Source organism: Microbacterium proteolyticum (assembly GCF_029639405.1).
In the GTDB taxonomy this organism is placed as follows: domain Bacteria; phylum Actinomycetota; class Actinomycetes; order Actinomycetales; family Microbacteriaceae; genus Microbacterium.
Map to the genome: position 1 here is coordinate 3,314,445 of NZ_CP121274.1, position 18,139 is coordinate 3,332,583.

Annotated in this window: 20 protein-coding genes; 7 read left to right on the forward strand and 13 right to left on the reverse strand. The window is 70.4% G+C overall.

Features of this window, described 5'->3' with window-relative positions:
* Positions 1-34 precede the first annotated feature (34 nt).
* The 3 genes from P8R59_RS16655 to P8R59_RS16665 are packed head-to-tail and all read left to right on the forward strand — an operon-like array spanning position 35 to position 3,035.
* Positions 35-1,354 carry a magnesium transporter MgtE N-terminal domain-containing protein gene (locus P8R59_RS16655; protein WP_077051779.1) on the forward strand — a complete coding sequence of 440 codons (1,320 nt, stop codon included), beginning with the start codon at positions 35-37 and terminating at the stop codon, positions 1,352-1,354.
* Positions 1,354-1,887, forward strand: a complete 534-nt coding sequence (locus tag P8R59_RS16660; protein WP_077051780.1) for a DUF1003 domain-containing protein — start codon at positions 1,354-1,356, stop codon at positions 1,885-1,887. The genes P8R59_RS16655 and P8R59_RS16660 overlap by 1 nt, the downstream gene beginning before the upstream one ends.
* Positions 1,884-3,035 (forward strand): Mrp/NBP35 family ATP-binding protein, encoded by a 1,152-nt coding sequence (locus tag P8R59_RS16665; protein ID WP_278101976.1) that lies wholly within the window; start codon positions 1,884-1,886, stop codon positions 3,033-3,035. Before P8R59_RS16660 ends, P8R59_RS16665 begins: the two co-directional genes overlap by 4 nt.
* 3 nt (positions 3,036-3,038) lie before the next feature.
* Here P8R59_RS16665 and P8R59_RS16670 read toward each other — a convergent pair whose 3' ends face one another.
* Positions 3,039-3,422: a Sec-independent protein translocase TatB gene (locus P8R59_RS16670; protein ID WP_160897416.1), complete on the reverse strand. Its 384-nt coding sequence runs from the start codon at positions 3,420-3,422 to the stop codon at positions 3,039-3,041.
* A gap of 71 nt (positions 3,423-3,493) precedes the next feature.
* Between P8R59_RS16670 and P8R59_RS16675 the strand changes: the two genes are divergently transcribed.
* The gene (locus tag P8R59_RS16675; protein ID WP_077051783.1) at positions 3,494-4,132 is read left to right on the forward strand and encodes an O-methyltransferase; all 639 of its coding nucleotides are present in this window, start codon (positions 3,494-3,496) and stop codon (positions 4,130-4,132) included.
* Between the two features lie 75 nt (positions 4,133-4,207).
* On the opposite strand, the gene P8R59_RS16680 is transcribed toward P8R59_RS16675, so the two are convergent.
* From P8R59_RS16680 to dapE, 3 genes are all read right to left on the reverse strand, one after another.
* Positions 4,208-4,381, reverse strand: a complete 174-nt coding sequence (locus tag P8R59_RS16680) for a DUF3117 domain-containing protein (protein ID WP_076490128.1) — start codon at positions 4,379-4,381, stop codon at positions 4,208-4,210.
* Positions 4,382-4,476: 95 nt separating this feature from the next.
* Positions 4,477-5,700 (reverse strand): hypothetical protein, encoded by a 1,224-nt coding sequence (locus tag P8R59_RS16685; protein WP_278101977.1) that lies wholly within the window; start codon positions 5,698-5,700, stop codon positions 4,477-4,479.
* Positions 5,697-6,773 carry a succinyl-diaminopimelate desuccinylase gene (gene dapE, locus P8R59_RS16690; protein WP_278101978.1) on the reverse strand — a complete coding sequence of 359 codons (1,077 nt, stop codon included), beginning with the start codon at positions 6,771-6,773 and terminating at the stop codon, positions 5,697-5,699. The genes P8R59_RS16685 and dapE overlap by 4 nt, the downstream gene beginning before the upstream one ends.
* A gap of 40 nt (positions 6,774-6,813) precedes the next feature.
* On the opposite strand from dapE, the gene dapD reads away from it, so the two are divergent.
* Positions 6,814-7,728 carry a 2,3,4,5-tetrahydropyridine-2,6-dicarboxylate N-succinyltransferase gene (dapD, locus tag P8R59_RS16695; protein ID WP_077051786.1) on the forward strand — a complete coding sequence of 305 codons (915 nt, stop codon included), beginning with the start codon at positions 6,814-6,816 and terminating at the stop codon, positions 7,726-7,728.
* Between the two features lie 12 nt (positions 7,729-7,740).
* Here the strand turns inward: dapD and ddaH are convergent, their stop codons facing one another.
* From ddaH to P8R59_RS16730, 7 genes are all read right to left on the reverse strand, one after another.
* The gene (gene ddaH / locus P8R59_RS16700) at positions 7,741-8,502 is read right to left on the reverse strand and encodes a dimethylargininase (protein WP_278101979.1); all 762 of its coding nucleotides are present in this window, start codon (positions 8,500-8,502) and stop codon (positions 7,741-7,743) included.
* 197 nt (positions 8,503-8,699) lie between these two features.
* On the reverse strand, positions 8,700-10,025 hold the full coding sequence (locus P8R59_RS16705; RefSeq protein ID WP_278101980.1) for a citrate synthase: 1,326 nt from the start codon (positions 10,023-10,025) through the stop codon (positions 8,700-8,702).
* A gap of 172 nt (positions 10,026-10,197) precedes the next feature.
* Positions 10,198-11,301 (reverse strand): succinyldiaminopimelate transaminase, encoded by a 1,104-nt coding sequence (dapC, locus tag P8R59_RS16710; protein ID WP_278101981.1) that lies wholly within the window; start codon positions 11,299-11,301, stop codon positions 10,198-10,200.
* A 3-nt stretch (positions 11,302-11,304) separates the two neighbouring features.
* Positions 11,305-11,625 (reverse strand): ferredoxin, encoded by a 321-nt coding sequence (gene fdxA, locus P8R59_RS16715; protein WP_022878250.1) that lies wholly within the window; start codon positions 11,623-11,625, stop codon positions 11,305-11,307.
* A 51-nt stretch (positions 11,626-11,676) separates the two neighbouring features.
* Positions 11,677-12,072 carry a histidinol dehydrogenase gene (locus P8R59_RS16720; RefSeq protein WP_077051789.1) on the reverse strand — a complete coding sequence of 132 codons (396 nt, stop codon included), beginning with the start codon at positions 12,070-12,072 and terminating at the stop codon, positions 11,677-11,679.
* Between the two features lie 21 nt (positions 12,073-12,093).
* Complete coding sequence (locus tag P8R59_RS16725; protein WP_278101982.1) at positions 12,094-12,408, reverse strand: AzlD domain-containing protein; 315 nt, start codon at positions 12,406-12,408, stop codon at positions 12,094-12,096.
* Entirely contained in the window at positions 12,405-13,124 is a 720-nt protein-coding gene (locus P8R59_RS16730; protein ID WP_278101983.1) for an AzlC family ABC transporter permease, read from the reverse strand. The genes P8R59_RS16725 and P8R59_RS16730 overlap by 4 nt, the downstream gene beginning before the upstream one ends.
* A gap of 64 nt (positions 13,125-13,188) precedes the next feature.
* On the opposite strand from P8R59_RS16730, the gene P8R59_RS16735 reads away from it, so the two are divergent.
* Together P8R59_RS16735 and P8R59_RS16740 are read left to right on the forward strand one after the other, a co-directional pair.
* Positions 13,189-13,743, forward strand: a complete 555-nt coding sequence (locus P8R59_RS16735) for a helix-turn-helix domain-containing protein (RefSeq protein ID WP_278101984.1) — start codon at positions 13,189-13,191, stop codon at positions 13,741-13,743.
* Positions 13,744-13,923: 180 nt separating this feature from the next.
* Positions 13,924-14,277, forward strand: a complete 354-nt coding sequence (locus tag P8R59_RS16740) for a DUF2200 domain-containing protein (protein ID WP_278101985.1) — start codon at positions 13,924-13,926, stop codon at positions 14,275-14,277.
* Between the two features lie 9 nt (positions 14,278-14,286).
* Here P8R59_RS16740 and typA read toward each other — a convergent pair whose 3' ends face one another.
* Both typA and P8R59_RS16750 read right to left on the reverse strand, forming a co-directional pair.
* Positions 14,287-16,200, reverse strand: a complete 1,914-nt coding sequence (gene typA, locus P8R59_RS16745; protein ID WP_278101986.1) for a translational GTPase TypA — start codon at positions 16,198-16,200, stop codon at positions 14,287-14,289.
* A gap of 158 nt (positions 16,201-16,358) precedes the next feature.
* Positions 16,359-18,113 carry a dipeptide ABC transporter ATP-binding protein gene (locus P8R59_RS16750; protein ID WP_278101987.1) on the reverse strand — a complete coding sequence of 585 codons (1,755 nt, stop codon included), beginning with the start codon at positions 18,111-18,113 and terminating at the stop codon, positions 16,359-16,361.
* Positions 18,114-18,139: the final 26 nt, after the last annotated feature.

The following is an 18,139-nucleotide window of genomic DNA, read 5'->3' on the forward strand; positions in this document are numbered from 1 at the left end:
GTACCCCCGACGCTTCGCGGACTACGCTGGGACGGTGAGCACGCAAAGGGTTTTCGTCGCCCGCTTGGCGGGCTGCACGGTGTTCGATCCCGCGGGCGACCGCCTCGGGAAGGTGCGTGACGTCGTGGTGATCTACCGCGCGTCGGCCGCGCCGCGCGTCGTGGGCCTCGTCGTCGAGATCCCCGGCCGCCGACATGTCTTCGTGTCGATCGGGCGCGTGACCTCGATCCAATCCGGGCAGGTCATCACGACCGGCCTCATCAACGTGCGCCGTTTCCAGCAGCGCGGCGGTGAGGTGCGGGTGATGGCCGAGATGCTCGGACGCCGAGTGCACCTCGTCGACGGCTCCGGCGACGCCGTCATCGAAGACGTCGCGATCGAACGCAACCGCCTGGGCGAGTGGGACGTCGGGCAGCTGTTCCTGCGCCGTCCCCGCACGAGCGCCTCGCCGTTCGCCAAGGGTGCGACCACGTTCGCGGCCTGGAGCGAGGTCCGCGAGCAGCAGACCCCCGGGCAGGCACAGTCGGCCGAGCAGCTGGTGGCGACGTACTCCGACCTCAAGCCCGCCGACCTGGCGAACACGCTCCTCGATCTCCCCGAGGAGCGTCTCATCGAGGTCGCCGAAGAACTCAGCGACGACCGCCTCGCCGACGCCCTCGAGGAGATGCCCGAAGACGAGCAGGTCCACATCCTCGAGCAGCTGGGCGACGAGCGCGCCGCCGACATCCTGGATGCCATGGAGCCCGACGACGCGGCTGACCTCCTCGGCCAGCTTCCCGAGTCGCGTTCGGAGCAGCTCCTCGAACTCATGGAGCCGGAGGAGGCCGACGACGTCCGCGCCCTCCTGCAGTACGGTCCGGACACCGCCGGTGGTCTGATGACCCCCGAGCCCATCGTGCTGTCCGCGGACGCGACCGTGGCCGAGGCCCTCGCACTCATCCGGCGGCACGAGCTGCACCCTGCGCTCGCGGCATCCGTGTTCATCACCCTCCCCCCGTACGAGACACCGACGGGCCGTCTGCTCGGGACGGTGCACTTCCAGCGGATGCTGCGCTACCCGCCGCACGAGCGGCTCGGCGCGATCATCGACGACACGCTCGAGCCCGTACCCGCGGATGCCTCGGCGGCCGAGGTCGCCCGTCTTCTCGCGAGCTACAACCTCGTGTCGCTGCCCGTGGTCGACCAGGCCCACCGCCTCGTCGGCTGCGTCAGCATCGACGACGTGCTCGACTACCTGCTGCCCGACGACTGGCGCACGCACGACAGCGACGATCCGAAACCCAAGACCACGATCAGACCGCTCGCGACAGCGAGCATCCCCCAGATCCCCACGCAGACTCCGAGGAGGCGCTGATGGCACGTGCACAACGACAGACCGCCCTCGACGCCCCGCGCGGGCGCACCGGGATGCTGGCGCCGCGGACCCCGCAGCCCTCCCGCGATCGATTCGGGCGGTTCACGGAGTGGGTCGCCCGCGCCATGGGCACGCCGACCTTCCTCCTCTCGCTCACGCTCTTCTGCGTGGTGTGGATGGGGTGGAACTCGCTCATGCCGGACAACCTCCGCTTCGATTCCGCCGAGATCGGGTTCACGGCTCTGACCCTCGTGCTCTCGCTGCAAGCGTCGTACGCCGCACCGCTGATCCTGCTCGCGCAGAACCGGCAGGACGACCGCGACCGCGTGCAGATCGAGCAGGACCGCCAGCGTGCCGAGCGCAACCTCGCCGACACCGAGTACCTCGCCCGCGAGATCGTCGCTCTGCGCATGGCGGTGCGGGACCTCACCGACGAGGTGATCACGAAGGAGAGTCTGCGCGCCGAGCTGAAGGCCGCGCTCGAGCGCCTCGAGGACAACGACAGCGTCGAACCGAAGACGGCCACCCCGTGAGTGCGGCGGTCGCCGACCGCGTGCGCACCGCCGTCGCCGCCGTCACCGACCCGGAGCTGCGCCGCCCGCTCGGCGAACTCGACATGGTGCGAGACATCACGGTCGTCGACGGCGTCGCGGAGGTCGGAATCGCCCTGACGATCGTCGGGTGCCCCGCCGCGGATCGGATCGAGAGAGACGTCCGCGACGCCGCGGCATCCGTGGAAGGGGTGTCCCGGGTCGACGTAGCCGTCTGCGTCATGTCGCCCGACGAACGGCGTGCTCTCACCGAGCGTCTCCGAGGCGGTCGCGCGAAGCGCGAGATGCCGTTCGGACCCGACTCGCTCACGCGGGTCATCGCCGTGACCAGCGGCAAGGGCGGCGTGGGCAAGTCGACTCTCACCGCCAATCTCGCCGTCGCCCTCGCGGCGCGGGGACTCCGGGTCGGACTCGTGGATGCCGATGTCCACGGCTTCTCGATTCCGGGTCTCCTCGGCCTCGTCGACGCCGACGGGCTGCCCCCGGCGCCGACCCGGCTCGACGACCTGATCCTCCCTGCGGTGGCCTACGGCGTGAAGGTGATCTCGATCGGGATGTTCCTGCGCCGTCCGGGCGAGGAAGCCGCCGGCGCGGTCGCGTGGCGTGGTCCGATGCTCCACCGCACGGTCCAGCAGTTCCTGACGGACGTGTACTTCGGCGATCTCGACGTTCTCCTGCTCGACATGCCCCCCGGCACCGGCGACGTCGCGATCTCGGTCGGGCAGCTCCTCCCGCACGCGGACGTGCTGGTCGTGACAACTCCCCAGGCCGCTGCCGCCGACGTCGCGGTGCGCTCCGGTGTCGTGGCGCGCCAGACGGGCCAGAAGCCCATCGGCGTCATCGAGAACATGGCCGCGATGGCCCTGCCCGACGGGACACTGCTCGACCTGTTCGGTTCGGGCGGCGGTGAAGCGGTCGCCCGCGCGCTCTCGAGCGAGGGAGACGACGTGCCGCTGCTGGCATCCGTGCCCCTCAGCCCCGCCCTGCGGACCGGGGGCGACGATGGACGCCCCGTCGTGGTCGGCCGGCCCGAAGACCCCGCATCGATCGCCATCGACGCCGCGGCCGCCGCTCTCGCGGTGCGCCCGCGGGGGCTGTCGGGGCGGCCGCTGCCGCTGAATCTCGGCTGAGACTCAGGTGGCTTCGTCGTCGAACGGCGGAGTCTTGCCGGGGACGAAGATCGGCGGGACGGCCGGCTTGTCGGATGCCGCCTGGGTCGCCAGCGCCGCGGCCCCGGCCGCGCGCATCGTCGCCGTCGGGGTGTCCTCGAGAAGCGCCTCACGGATGATGCGCCGGGGGTCGTACTGCCGCGGGTCGAGCTTGCGCCAGTCGACGTCGTCGAAGTCGGGGCCCATCTCGTCACGCATGCGTGTCTTCGCACCCTGCATCGCCTCGCGCGCCCGCTTGCTCAGTCGCGCGAGAGACTCGGCGTACTTGGGCAACCGCTCGGGTCCGATGATGAGCGCGGCGATCACACCGATCAGCAGAAGCTTCTCGATGGTGAGCCCGAAGAACATGAGTTCAGATTACCCGCCGCGCCTCGGACGTCCGCACCACTCACCCGTCTAGCCTGGGCGGGGAGGTCCACGTGAGCGGTTACGAGGCGAACGAGCGGTTCGTGCAGGAGTCGACGGTCGAACCGGAGCACATTGCACGCGCACGCGCGCACGCGCTCGAGCTCGGTGCGGCACCGATCAGCCCGGCCGTCGGCGCGCAGATCGCCGTGCTCGCCGCGGCATCCCGTGCCCTCAACATCGTCGAGGTCGGTACCGGCGGCGGTGTGTCGGGCCTGTGGCTGCTCCACGGCTCGCCCCGGGCGACCCTCACCACCATCGACAGTGAGCCCGAACACCTGGGTGCCGCGCGCGCCGCCTTCGCGGAAGCCCGTGTTCCCGCGGCTCGGGCCCGGTTCATCACCGGTCGCGCCGCCGACGTCCTGCCGCGGATGAACGAGGCGTCGTACGACATCGTGCTCATCGACGCGGATGCCGAGGGCGTCATCGAGTACGTCGAGCACGGCCTGCGGCTGGTCCGTGCGGGAGGCACGGTGCTCGTTCCGCGCGTCCTCGCCGGGGGCGGGGTCGCCGATCCCGTGCGCCGCGACGCCGTCACGACCGCCTACCGCTCGCTGATCCAGGAGGTGCAGACCTCACCCGCCGTGTTCGGTGCGCTCTCGACCACCGGCGAGGGTCTCCTCCAGCTGACGACGGTCTCTCCCCTCACCTGACCACCGCCGCGGGCTCACCCCGGCGAGAACGACGAAGGCCGGTCCCCGCGGGGACCGGCCTTCGTTCATGATGCGTCAGGCTGCGCCGACGACTCCTCCGAGCACGTCGTACAGTTCCTTGGCCTCAGCGTCGTTGACAGACACCACCAGGCGTCCGCCGCCTTCGAGCGGGACGCGCACGATGATGAGCCGGCCCTCCTTCACGGCCTCCATCGGTCCGTCACCGGTACGCGGCTTCATGGCTGCCATGGCGGCCCCCTTTTCGTCGTTGGTCTACGGACTAGTTTAGTCGGTCCCCGGAGTACCCCGAGTTGCCGCGCCTCCCCGCGTCGCGTCACACGCGGTCACGGGATCTGCCAGTACGTGTTTCCGAGCCCGTACATGTTGTAGATCCACCACCACTGGCCCAGCAGGGCGGCCGCCAGCACGGCGATCCGCCAGGTGCGCGAGGGGGGAACCGCCAGCGCTCCCCACAGCGGCGAGATCGGGAGGAGCAGGCGGAAGATGCTCGACTGCGGGAAGAACACGAGCAGCAGATAGATGAGGTAGCTCGCCGACCAGAGACGCAGCTCGACGCCGAGACGCTTCACCTGGGGGGCGAACAACAGCGCCGCAGCGGTTCCGAGCACCAGGAGAACGAGCGCCACGTAGCCGGTGACGGGGCCGAGCCCCCACTGCGTGAACCAGAACCCTGCCGCCTGGATCCACCCGTCGACGGGGATGAAGCTCCCGGTGCTGTCGCCGATCCAATTTCGCCGCCACGCGAGTTCGGTGGCGAGGTATGCACCGGAGTCGCCCGTCACCAATCCCGCGATGACCTGCCATGCGAACCCGACCACCACCGCAACGGCAGCGACCCCGACGAGGTGGGCGACATCGCGTAGCGGCAGCGGCTCCACGCGCCGCCGCACGAACCGGTGCACGCCGTACAGCCCGAGGAAGAGCGCGAAGGCCAGGATGCCGGGGCGCGTGAACCCCATCACGGGCACGAGGACGTAGAGCCACCCCCACCGGCGTCGCTGCACGCACCGGAGGGCGAGGAAGAGCAGAAGCAGGAACAGCGACTCGGCGTACCCGACCTGGAACATCGGCGCGAGCGGTCCGCAGGCGAAGAACGCCACCGCCCACATCGCGGCCGAGCCGCCGATGCGGTCGCGCAGCAGCCCGTGGAGCACGACGCTCGCCCCGAATCCCGACAGCAGCGAGATGACGACAGCGCCCGCGGCCCACGAGCCGAGGAGCGTCCCGAGCCCCGCGGCGAGGTACGGGAACACCGGGAGGAAGGCCCACGCGTTCTCGGCGACTCCCCCCTGCGGGGTCAGCGGGAGCTGCGACGGGTACCCGTTGACAGCCGCGTACCAGTACCACTGGGCGTCCCAGCCGAGCGCCAGTTCGCCCAGCGACGGCGACACACCGTAGCGGGACCCCGGTCCCGACAGCGCGGCAGCGACGAGGAAGAAGCCGGTCGTGACGAGGCGCGCCGCGACGTAGACGACCGCGATACGCGCCACCGCGGGCCAATCCTGCCAGGACCGTGCCCGCGGGGATGCCGCGGTCGCCGTGCTCACGACCCGGTCAGCCAGGACCGGAGCCCGCGTTCGACGGACTCGATCTGGGCGAGCGGGACGCGCTCCTGGTCGTGGTGCGCGAGGTGCGGGTCACCGGGACCGTAGTTGACGGCCGGGATGCCGAGTGCCGAGAACCGCGCGACGTCGGTCCAGCCGTACTTGGGCTGGGGGGTGGCGCCGACCGCGGCCACGAATTCGCGGGCCAGGGCGGCGTCGAGTCCCGGACGCGCCCCCACGGCGACATCGACGATCTCGACGTCGAAGCCCGTGAACACGTCGCGCACGACCCGCTCGGCGGCGGCCGCATCACGACTGGGGGCGAAACGATAGTTCACTTCGACCTCGCACGCGTCGGGGATGACGTTGCCGGCCACACCGCCTGTGATCCGAACGGCGTTCAGACCCTCGCGGTAGACGAGCCCCTCGACCTCGATCTCGCGGGCCCGATACTCGGCCAGCCGGGCGAGGACCGGCGCCGCTTTGTGGATGGCGTTCTCACCGATCCAGGAGCGGGCGCTGTGGGCGCGGACACCGGTCGTTCGGACGAGGGCCCGGAGGGTGCCGTTGCAGCCGCCCTCGACCTCGCCGTTGCTCGGCTCGCCGAGGATGGCGAAGTCGCCGACGAAGAGGTCGGGGTGGTTGCGCGCGAGCCGCCCGAGCCCGTTCAGCGCGGAATCGACCTCCTCGTGGTCGTACCACATCCACGTGATGTCGACCGGGGGCTCGGTGAGCTCGACGGCGAGCTTGAGCTGCACGGCGACGCCGGCCTTCATGTCGACGGTGCCGCGTCCCCACAGGAACGCCTCGCCGTCGATCTCGACGTCGCGCGTGGGCAGGTTGTCGTTGATCGGCACGGTGTCGATGTGCCCCGCGATGACCACGCGCCGCGAGCGCCCGAGGGACGTGCGCGCGACGATCGTGTCGCCGTCGCGGATCACCTCGAGGTGGGAGTAGCCCGACACGGCCGCCTCGATGGCATCCGCGAGCGGGGTCTCGTCGTCCGAGACGCTGGGGATGTCGCAGATCGCTCGCGTGATCTCGACGGAGGACGCGGTCAGATCGAGCGTGGGCATGCGTCCGATCCTACCCAGGGCGCCCCGCTAGCCTGTCGGAGTGACGAACGAACGACTGATCACCGGTACCGGCCTCTCGACCATCTCCGCCGACGGGACGGTGCTGGACGCCTGGTTCCCCGCACCCGCGCTCGGCACCACCGATGCCGGCGCCGACCACGACCTCTCGGCGCTCGCCGGGCCCGATGACCGACGTGCCGTCCGCGTCGAGGTCGTGACGGTGACGATCGACGCGGATGCCGCGCCCGCCTCGACCGTCGACGCCTACCTCCGGCTCCAGGCGCTGTCGCACCGCCTCGTCCGTCCGAACGAGATCTCGCTCGACGGCATCTTTGCGCACCTTCCCAACGTCGCGTGGACCAACGCCGGGCCCATCCACCCCGACGACGCGACGCGACTGCGTCCGACGCTGCTCCGCCACGGCATCCAGGTGCAGGGGCTCGACAAGTTCCCGCGTCTTCTCGACTACGTCACGCCGGTCGGCGTCCGTATCGCGGACGCCTCGCGGGTGCGCCTCGGCGCGTACCTCTCCCCCGGCACGACCGTGATGCACGAGGGCTTCGTCAACTTCAACGCCGGCACGCTCGGTGCCTCGATGATCGAGGGGCGCGTGTCGCAGGGTGTGGTCATCGGCGACGGGACCGACATCGGCGGTGGCGCCTCGATCATGGGCACGCTGTCCGGCGGCGGCACCCACCGCGTCTCGATCGGGGCCCGCACGCTCCTCGGGGCGAACGCGGGCATCGGCATCTCGCTCGGTGACGACTGCGTCGTGGAGGCGGGCCTGTACGTGACCGCCGGGACGAAGGTGCGCGTCGGCGACGAGACGGTGAAGGCCGGCGAGCTGTCGGGGCGCGACGGCATCCTGTTCCGTCGCAATTCCCTCACCGGCGCGGTGGAAGCATCCGCGCGCGCGGGCGTCGGCGTGACCCTCAACGCGGCGCTGCACGCCTGAACCGGCGCGGCGTCAGTCGCGCACGCGCACCGAGAGGCACGTGACGCACCCCTCGAGCTTCTCGAACTCGCTCACGTCGACCGTGACGACCTCGAGACCGCGCTGCCGGTAGGCGGCGGCGGTCTCGGGGGCGTCGGACGACATCAGCACCGTGGCCTCGTCGAGCACCACGACCGCGGTGCCGTGCTCTTCGGGGACGGGCGCGAAGACCGGGAAACACGCCGGGTCGTCGACGAGGGGCGCGTAACCAACCACCGTTCCGTCGGGGAGCGCCGTCACGCCCGACTTGAGGTGCAGCACCTTGGTGACGGGCACGTCGACGACGTCCCACCCGCGGGGAGAGAGCAGCGCGCGGAGCTGGGCGATCCCCTCGGCGTTCGTCCTCGAGGAGGCGCCGACGTACACCGTCCGGCCGATCTTGAGCACGTCGCCGCCGTCGAGGGTCCCCGGCGCCACGATCTCGGCGACCTCGAGTCCGGATGCCGCGACCGCCGCGGCCACCGTGGGCGCCTCGCCGCGGCGCGATTCCGCTCCGGCACGGCAGAGCACGGCGAGGTCACCGAACACCACGACGGCATCCTCGACGAAGACGCCGTCCGGCTGCGCATCGGCGGGCTCGATCTCGACGACATCCCACCCGCGGCTCCGGAAGACGTCGACGTAGCCGCGCCACTGGGCGAGCGCCACGTCCGCGTCGACCGGAACCCGGTCGAGATGCGTGAGCTCACCCTCCGCGAGCAGGGGCGAGGGGCGACGGACGAGCAGACGCGGCATGCACCGAACCTAGCGCGCCGACGCCGAGTCTCGGCATCCACCCCTCCGGCCGGGCGGCGCTAAGTCAGCGATCCGCGCAGGCTCAGCCGCATCGACCCGGATCGGGCTGACATTGCGCGCATCACTGAGCGAGCGCAGCCGGCGCGCACAGCGAAACGCCCCGCCCCTCGCGAGAGGGACGGGGCGTCGACGCCGGATCAGATTCCGGGGTAATCGCGCTGTGCGGCGCCCGTGTACAACTGCTGCGGGCGGCCGATCTTGGTCTGCGGGTCGGTGATCGCTTCGCGCCACTGCGCGAGCCAGCCGGGAAGGCGGCCGATCGCGAAGAGCACCGTGAACATCCGGGTCGGGAAACCCATCGCCTTGTAGATGACGCCGGTGTAGAAGTCGACGTTCGGGTAGAGACGACGCTCCTTGAAGTAGTCGTCCTCGAGAGCGATCTGCTCGAGCTCCTTCGCGAGATCCAGCAGCGGGTCGCTCACGCCGAGTGCCTCGAGGACCTCGTCGGCGGCCCCCTTCACGAGCTTCGCGCGAGGGTCGTAGTTCTTGTAGACGCGGTGCCCGAAGCCCATGAGCTTCACGCCGTCTTCCTTGTTCTTGACGCGTTCGACGAAACGCTCGACGCTCTCACCCGAGTCGCGGATGCGTCCGAGCATCTGCAGGACGGCCTCGTTGGCACCGCCGTGGAGCGGACCGGACAGGGCCTGGATGCCGGCCGAGATCGACGCGAACTGGTTCGCGCCGGTCGAACCCACCAGGCGCACCGTCGAGGTCGACGCGTTCTGCTCGTGGTCGGCGTGGAGCATCAGCAGAAGGTCGAGCGCCTTCGTCATGACCGGGTTGACCTCGTAGATCTCGCTCAGCACGCCGAAGTTCAGCTTGAGGAAGTTGTCGACGAAGCTCAGCGAGTTGTCGGGGTACAGGAACGCCTGGCCGATGCTCTTCTTGTGCGCGTAGGCCGCGATCACGGGGAGCTTCGCGAGCATGCGGACGGTGTTCAGCTCGACGTGCTCGGGGTTGTGCGGGTCGGACTCGGACTCGTAGTACGTCGAGAGTGCCGCCGTGGCCGCCGACAGCACCGACATGGGGTGCGCGGTCGGCGGCAGCGAGGAGAAGAAGCGCTTGAGGTCTTCGTGCAGCAGCGTGTGACGGCGGATGCGCTCGTCGAACGCGGCCAGCTCGGAGGCGGACGGGAGTTCGCCGTAGATCAGGAGCCAGGCAACCTCGAGGTAGGTGCTGTGCTGGGCGAGCTGCTCGATCGGGTATCCGCGGTAACGCAGGATGCCCTGGTCGCCGTCGATGAAGGTGATGTCCGACTTGGTCGACGCCGTATTGACGAAGCCGTAGTCGAGCGTGGTGTGACCGGTCTGCTTCGTCAGCGACGCGATGTCGATGCTCGGAACCCCGTCGGTGCCCCGCAGAACCGGGAATTCGGCGGTGGTGCCCCCCACCGTGAGGGTGGCCTTGTCGTGCTCGATACCCGCGTCGCTCACCGCGCCTCCTTGCGATTTCTGGTCGCCCATGTGGTCAGGACCATGGTCCTCGGCCGGGATCCATCTGCGCGGTTCCCGACACGGCGCTCGGCGGAGGGTGACCCGCTCGGAGTGCCCTTACAGCCTATCGGGGCCGACGACGTACAGATGACACCGCCAAAGGATGCCCCCTTCCGATGGAGGGATCCCACTGTTCGGCGGCTCAGGGAGTGAGACGCTCCGCCGCTGCCGCGATCCGCTCGTCGGTCGCGGTGAGCGAGAAGCGGACGTGCTGGGGGAAATGGGTGCCGTAGAAGTGTCCCGGACCGACCAGGATGCCGAGATCGGCGAGCCGCCCGACGCTCTCCCACGCGTCGCGGCCCTCCGTCGCCCAGAGGTAGAGGCCGCCCTCGCTGCGGTCGACGCGGAACCCGGCGGCCTCGACCGCGGGCTTGAGGACGGCGCGCCGTCGGGCGTAGCGCTCGCGCTGCTCCGCGACGTGCGCGTCGTCGCCGAGGGCAACCGTCATGGCCCGCTGCACGGGGGCGGGGGGCATGAGACCGAGGTGCTTTCGACCGGTCAGGAGGCGCGCCACGAGCTCGGGATCGCCGGCGAGGAACGCGGCGCGATATCCCGCGAGGTTCGACTGCTTGCTCAGCGAGTAGACCGAGAGGACACCGGTGAGATCGTCGCCGACGACCGCCGGATCGAGAACACTCGGCACCCCCGCGGTGTCCCACGGCGCGTCCCAGCCCAGTTCGGCGTAGCACTCGTCCGAGGCGATGACCGCGCCCCGTTCGCGCGCCCGGGTCACGGCATCCGTCAGCTCTTGCGTGGACAGCACGCAGCCGTCGGGATTTCCCGGCGAGTTGATCCAGACGAGGCGCGTGTTCGCGGGCCACTCGGCCGGATCGTCGGATGCCACGGCCTCCGCGCCGACGAGACGGGCACCGACCTCGTAGGTCGGGTATGCCGCCCGAGGGTGCACGACGGCGTCGCCGGGACCGAGGCCGAGCAGCAGCGGCAGGAGGGCGACCAGCTCTTTCGAGCCGACCGTGGGCAGCACGTGCGCGGGGGTCAGACCGGGGACGCCGCGGCGGCGGGCATACCAGTCGACGATCGCCTCACGCAGCGCGGGCGTCCCCATCGTCTGGGGGTAGGCGTGCGCGTCGGTGGCCGCGGCCAGGGCCTCGGCCACGACCGCGGGAGTCGGGTCGACGGGCGAACCGATTGACAGGTCGACGATCCCGGCGGGGTGGCGTCGGGCGCGCTCGGCGTACGGCGCGACCGCGTCCCAGGGGTAGTCGGCGAGGTCCGCGACGCCCACGGGTCAGTGGCTCTGCGGAGGGAGCGCCGAGATCACCGGGTGATCCTTGGCGATGACACCGACCTTGGCGGCGCCGCCGGGCGAGCCGATGTCGTCGAAGAACTCGACGTTGGCCTTGTAGTAGTCGGACCACTCCTCGGGGAGGTCGTCCTCGTAGTAGATAGCCTCGACGGGGCAGACGGGCTCGCACGCACCGCAGTCGACGCATTCGTCGGGGTGGATGTAGAGCGACCGCTCACCCTCGTAGATGCAGTCGACGGGGCATTCGTCGATGCACGCGCGATCCTTGACATCGACACACGGGAGGGCGATCACGTAAGTCACCCGCTCAGTCTACGCGTGACGGCGACGGGGGCCCGGCCCCGCGCCGGTGTCCTATGATCCGTCGGCGGGCTGCACGCGCAGCGTCGACACGTTCGGCCAGAAGGCCACGAGGGCGAGGAGGATCGGCCCCACGAACGTCCAGGCGATCGCGATCCACTCGGTGTCGGGGGTCGCGGCGGCCACGATCGCCGAGCCGCCGGGGCCGACCTGCGAGAACAGGTAGGTGGCGCCGATGATCCCGAGTCCACCGGCGATCGCGTTGACGCGGTCCTGCGTCAGGGTGCGGAGAGCAATGAGGAGTCCGGCGCACCCGATGGTTCCGAGGATGAGTCCCAGCGGGACGACCCCGACACGGAAGGCGTGACCGACCGTGGCCGCGGTGCCGTAGAAGGCGCCGACGAGGAAGGCGACGACCCACCCGATGACGCGAACGATCCCTGAACCCACAGGGTCAGTCTAGGCGCGGGTTCATATGGCCCAGCCGAGCGCCCTCAGGAGCGCGGCTGTCACGGCCGCGGCGGCCACGACCACGAGGAACGGTGCCCGGCGCCACAGCAGGCCGGCCGCCACCACGACAGCGGGCAATCGCGCGTCGATCACGATCGCGGAGCCGGCACCCAGGGCCTGCACGACGACGAGCGCCGAAAGCAGGGCCACCGTCAACAGATCGGCGATGCGGGCGGGGCGCGGCGCGTCGAGCCACGCCTGCGGGAGCAGATACCCGATCGCCTTCAGCCCGAGGCAGAGGACGGATGCCGCGAGGACGGCGGTCCAGAGGGTCATGGCATCCCCTTCTCTTCGTCCGTGGCCGACGACGCGGGGCGCGGGTCGAACCATCCCAGCGCGACGGCGACGCCCGCCGCGGCGATGACGGGGATGCCGGGCATCACCCACGGCGTGAGCAGTGCGGCGACGACCGCCGCCCCGACCGCGACCGCGAGCGGCTGGCGTCCGCGCAGACGCGGCCACAGCAGGGCCAGGAAAGCGGCGGCGGCCGCGGCATCCAGTCCCCACGCCCGCGGGTCGCCCAGGACGTCTCCGAGGAGCGCGCCGGCCAGCGTGGTCGCATTCCACCCGATCCAGATCGCGACGCCCGTGACCCAGAACCCGGTGCGGCGCGCCGTGGGCGTCGGCTGCGCGAGCGACACGGCCACCGACTCGTCGATCGTGAACGGCGTGGCGAGGGCGCGGCGCCAGCGCCCCGGACCGATGACGGGCGACATCCGCATCGCGTAGGCGGCGTTGCGCACGCCCAGCAGCCCCGCGGACGCGATCGCCGCGGGAGCCGCCGCGAGCCCTCCGGCGGCGACGACCCCGACGAACGCGAACTGCGAGCCTCCGGTGAACATCAGCAGGCTCAGCACGCACGTCTGCCAGACATCGAGACCGGATGCCACGGACAGCGCTCCGAACGAGATGCCGTACGCACTGGTGGCCAGCGCGACCGCGAGCCCCTGCCGCGTGGCGGCGGGGAGCGGTGTTCGGTCTGGTGAACGCATGATCGGATTCTCGAACGACACGGGTCGTTCGTCAAGTCGAACGAACGGAGAGCATAATGAACGCATGAGCGACCTCGGTGACCGTATCGCGGCGACCCTGCGACGCGAGCGGGAGCGGCGCGACCTGAGCGTCTCCGAGCTGGCGCGCCGTGCCGGCGTGGCCAAGGCGACTGTGTCGCAGCTCGAGAACGGCGGAGGCAATCCCAGCGTCGAGACGTTGTGGGCTCTGGCGACGGCTCTCGACGTGCCCTTCGCGGTGCTGGTCGACGAGGGCGTGCGCTCCCCCACCCTGATCCGCGCGGGGGACGCCCCGTCCGCCGCGGTCCCGGCGTCGGCCGCCGACTACCTCGCCGTGCTGCTCTCGGCCAGTCCCCCGCACGCACGACGCGACATCTACCTGCTGCGCGCCGAACCCGGGAAGCCCCGCCTGTCCGACCCGCACCAGCGCGGCACGGTCGAGCATGTCGTGCTGGTCAGCGGGCACGGACGCGTCGGCCCCCTGGATGCGCCGTACGAGCTGCACCCGGGCGACTACCTGTCGTACGCCGGAGATGCACCGCACGTCTTCGAAGCGCTGACTCCCGGGACGAGCGCGGTCCTGGTGTCCGAGTCGCGCTGACCCGCCCGGCGCCTCGGGGGCGCTGCGGCGCGAGCACGGCATCCAGTGTCCAAGACACGCGGACCGCGCCCGCGAGCATCCGCGTGTCTTGGACACCGAAGCGCCGGAAGGCAGCGGCACCGGCGTGACGGATCGCCGCACCTGTCGCTCCCGGAGACGGACACGGGTAGCGTTCCGCGCATGCACCGCATCTTCGACACACCCGTCGCGGGCGTCTACCCGCTGTATCTCGCGAAGGTCGAGCGCAAGGGCCGCACGCGCGATGAACTGGATGCCGTCATCCGGTGGCTCACGGGATTCGACGATGCAGAGCTGTCGCGCCACATCGCGGCATCCACGTCGTTCCGGGAGTTCTTCGAGGCCGCACGACTGAACCCGCTCGCGGCGAACGTGACGGGCGTCGTGTGCGGCGTCCGCGTCGAAGAGGTCGAAGACCCGCTGATGTACCGCATCCGCCTTCTCGACAAGCTCGTCGACGAGCTGGCGAAAGGTCGACCCCTCGCGAAAGTGCTTCGCGAGGGGTCGACCGTCTGAGAAGGAGACTCAGGCGTTGGCGTCCTGGCGCTTGGCGCGCGAGGCGCTGCGGCCGCGCGCGGTCGCGTCGAGCTCGACCTTGCGGATGCGGACCTTCTCGGGCGTGACCTCGACGCATTCGTCGTCGCGGGCGAACTCGAGCGACTCCTCCAGCGTGAGCAGGCGCGGGGGCGTCATCGACTCGAAGGAGTCGGAGGTCGACGAACGCATGTTCGTGAGCTTCTTCTCCTTGGTGATGTTGACGTCCATGTCGTCGGCGCGCGAGTTCTCGCCGATGACCATGCCCTCGTAGACCTCTTCGGTCGGCTGCACGAAGAAGCTCATGCGCTCCTGCAGGGCGATCATCGCGAAGGGGGTGACGACACCCATGCGGTCGGCGACGATCGAACCGTTCTGGCGGGTCGTGATCGAGCCCGCCCAGTCGTCGTAGCCGTGCGAGATCGCGTTGGCGATACCGGTGCCGCGCGTGATCGTGAGGAACTCGCTGCGGAACCCGATGAGGCCGCGGGAGGGCACGACGAACTCCATGCGCACCCAGCCGGTGCCGTGGTTGGTCATGTTGTCCATGCGGCCCTTGCGGGCGGCCATGAGCTGGGTGATCGCGCCGAGGTGCTCTTCCGGGGCGTCGATCGTGAGGTGCTCGTACGGCTCCTTGAGCTTGCCGTCCTCGCCGCGCTTGGTGACGACCTGCGGCTTGCCGACGGTGAGCTCGAAGCCCTCGCGACGCATGTTCTCGACGAGGATCGCCAGCGCGAGCTCGCCGCGGCCCTGGACCTCCCAGGCATCCGGGCGTCCGATGTCGACGACCTTGAGCGAGACGTTGCCGATGAGCTCGCGGTCGAGGCGGTCCTTCACCATGCGGGCGGTGAGCTTGTGGCCCTTGACCTTGCCCATGAGGGGGGACGTGTTCGTGCCGATGGTCATCGAGATCGCCGGGTCGTCGACCGTGATGGCCGGCAGAGGCCGGACGTCCTCGGGGTCGGCGATCGTCTCGCCGATCGTGATGTCGGGGAAACCCGCGATCGCGACGATGTCGCCGGGGCCGGCGTCGTCGGCGGGGTAGCGCTCGAGCGCACGGGTCTTGAGCAGCTCGGTGATTCGGGCGTTGCTGGTGGTGCCGTCGGAGCGCACCCAGGCGACCGTCTGGCCCTTCTTCAGCGTGCCGTTGAACACGCGCAGCAGCGCGAGGCGACCGAGGAACGGCGAGGAGTCGAGGTTGGTGACCCACGCCTGCAGGGGCGCCTCGTCGTCGTACGCCGGCGCGGGGACGTGCTCGAGGATCGCGCCGAAGAGCGGCTCGAGGTCCTCGTTGTCGGGCAGCGAGCCGTTGTCGGGACGGTTGAGCGACGCGGCGCCGGCACGGCCCGAGGCGTAGACCACCGGCACGTCGAGCAGCGCGTCGACGTCGAGGTCGGGCACGTCGTCGACGAGGTCGGAGGCGAGGCCCAGCAGCAGGTCGTGCGCCTCTTCCTCGACCTCGGCGATGCGGGCGTCGGGGCGGTCGGTCTTGTTGACCAGCAGGATGACGGGGAGCTTCGCCTCGAGCGCCTTGCGCAGCACGAAGCGCGTCTGCGGCAGCGGCCCCTCGGACGCGTCGACCAGCAGCACGACACCGTCGACCATCGACAGACCGCGCTCCACCTCGCCGCCGAAGTCGGCGTGACCGGGGGTGTCGATGACGTTGATCGTCACCGGAACCTCGGTGTGGATGCCGTTGTACGTGATCGCCGTGTTCTTGGCGAGGATCGTGATGCCCTTCTCACGCTCGAGGTCGTTGGAGTCCATCGCGCGCTCTTCGACGTGCGCGTGGTCGCCGAACGAGCCGGTCTGGCGGAGCATGGCGTCGACGAGCGTCGTCTTGCCGTGGTCGACGTGCGCGACGATCGCGACGTTACGGAGGTCAGGACGAAGGGCGTGCGCCATGGAGGGTCTCCAGGAAAATTCGGGGTGGCGCCCGGAATCGGGCCCTACCAGTCTACCGGGCGCCCGCGAGGGAACCGGCAGCGGACGCTCAGGAACCGTCGGGGGACGCGAAAGGGGCGGCATCCTCTCGGGATCGCCGCCCCTCTCTCGACACGCGGTCAGGATGCCGGAGTGTTCTTCAGCAGCTCGTGGCGCAGTTCGCGACGGGCGGCCTGCACCTCGACGTCGGGCACGGGGATGGCCGCGATGAGACGCTGCGTGTACGGCTCCTTCGGAGCGCGCAGGATCTGGTCGCGGGTGCCCTGCTCCGCGATCTTGCCGCGGTTGAGCACCACGATGCGGTCGGCCATGGCATCCACCACCGCCAGGTCGTGGCTGATGAACAGGCACGCGAACCGGTGCTCCTGCTGGAGCTCGCTGAGAAGCTCGAGCACGCGGGCCTGCACCGAGACGTCCAGGGCGCTCGTCGGCTCGTCCGCAACGAGAAGACGCGGCTGCAGGGACAGGGCGCGGGCGATGCCGACACGCTGCTTCTGCCCACCCGAGAGCTCGTGCGGGTAGCGGTTGCGGTAGCTGCGCGGCAGTCGCACCTCGTCGAGGAGCTTCTCGACGCGCGCGTCGAGGGCCGCGCCCTTCGCCTCGCCGGCGAGAAACAGCGGCTCGCCGATGGACTCGCCGATGGGCAGACGCGGGTTCAGCGACGACGACGGGTCCTGGAACACGATGCCCACGCGACGGCGCAGCGACTTGATGAGCTTGCGCGAGCCGCTGGAGATGTCGACTCCGTCGACGACGAGACGCCCGTCGGCGATCGGCTGGAGCCCGATGGCCGCGCGACCGATGGTCGACTTGCCCGAACCGGACTCGCCCACCAGGCCCACGATCTCGCCCTCGGCGATGCCGAGCGTGACATCGTCGACCGCGCGGAAGGCGGCGACCCGGCCCTTCTTGCCGTACTCGATCGACACGTTCTCGAGCGTGAGGACGGGGTGCGCGATCTCCGGCGCCTCGGCGGCCAGACGGATCGTCTCCGTGCGCGCGGGACCGCTCGCGACGGCCGCGGCCAGCGACTCCACGACGTCGACGGTCGCCTCGCCCTCGAGCGTCTCCCCCAGCCGGGGCACGGACGCGAGCAGCTCCTTGGTGTAGTCGTCCTGCGGGTCGCCGAGCACGCGCACGGCGGGGCCCTGCTCCACGACCTCGCCCGACTTCATCACGACGATCCAGTCGGCGAGGTCGGCCACGACACCCATGTCGTGCGTGATCAGCAGCACCGCCGAGTCGAGGCGGTCGCGGAGGTCGCGGATGAGGTCGAGGATCTCGGCCTGCACCGTCACGTCCAGAGCCGTCGTCGGCTCGTCGGCGATGAGGAGCGCGGGCTCGAGGCTGATGGACTGCGCGATCATGGCGCGCTGACGCTGACCGCCCGACAGCTGGTGCGGGTAGGACGCGAACGCCTTCGCGGGATCGGGCAGCCCCACCATGTCGAGGAGCTCCATCGCGCGGACCTTCGCCTCGGAGGGCGCCATGGTCGTGTGCGCGCGCAGCGCCTCGATGATCTGCGACCCGACCGTCAGCACCGGGTTCAGCGCCGTCATCGGCTCCTGGAAGATCGCGGCGACCTCGGGACCGCGCAGCTGCCGCATCTGGTTCGTGCTGAGCGTCGTGACCTCACGGCCGTTGACCTTGATGCTTCCGCGCACACGACTGTTGCGCGGCAGGAGGTCGAGCACCGCCATGGAGCTCACGCTCTTGCCCGAGCCCGACTCGCCGACGACGGCGACGACCTGGCCACGGGCGATGGAGTAGGTGAGGTTCTTCGCCGCGGGGACCCAGACGTCGTCCACCGCGAAGTCGACGCTGACGTCGGTCATCTCGAGCGCGGGAACGCCCGTTTTCTCGGTCGTGCTCATGAGGCTGTCCTCTCCGTCCCGCGCAG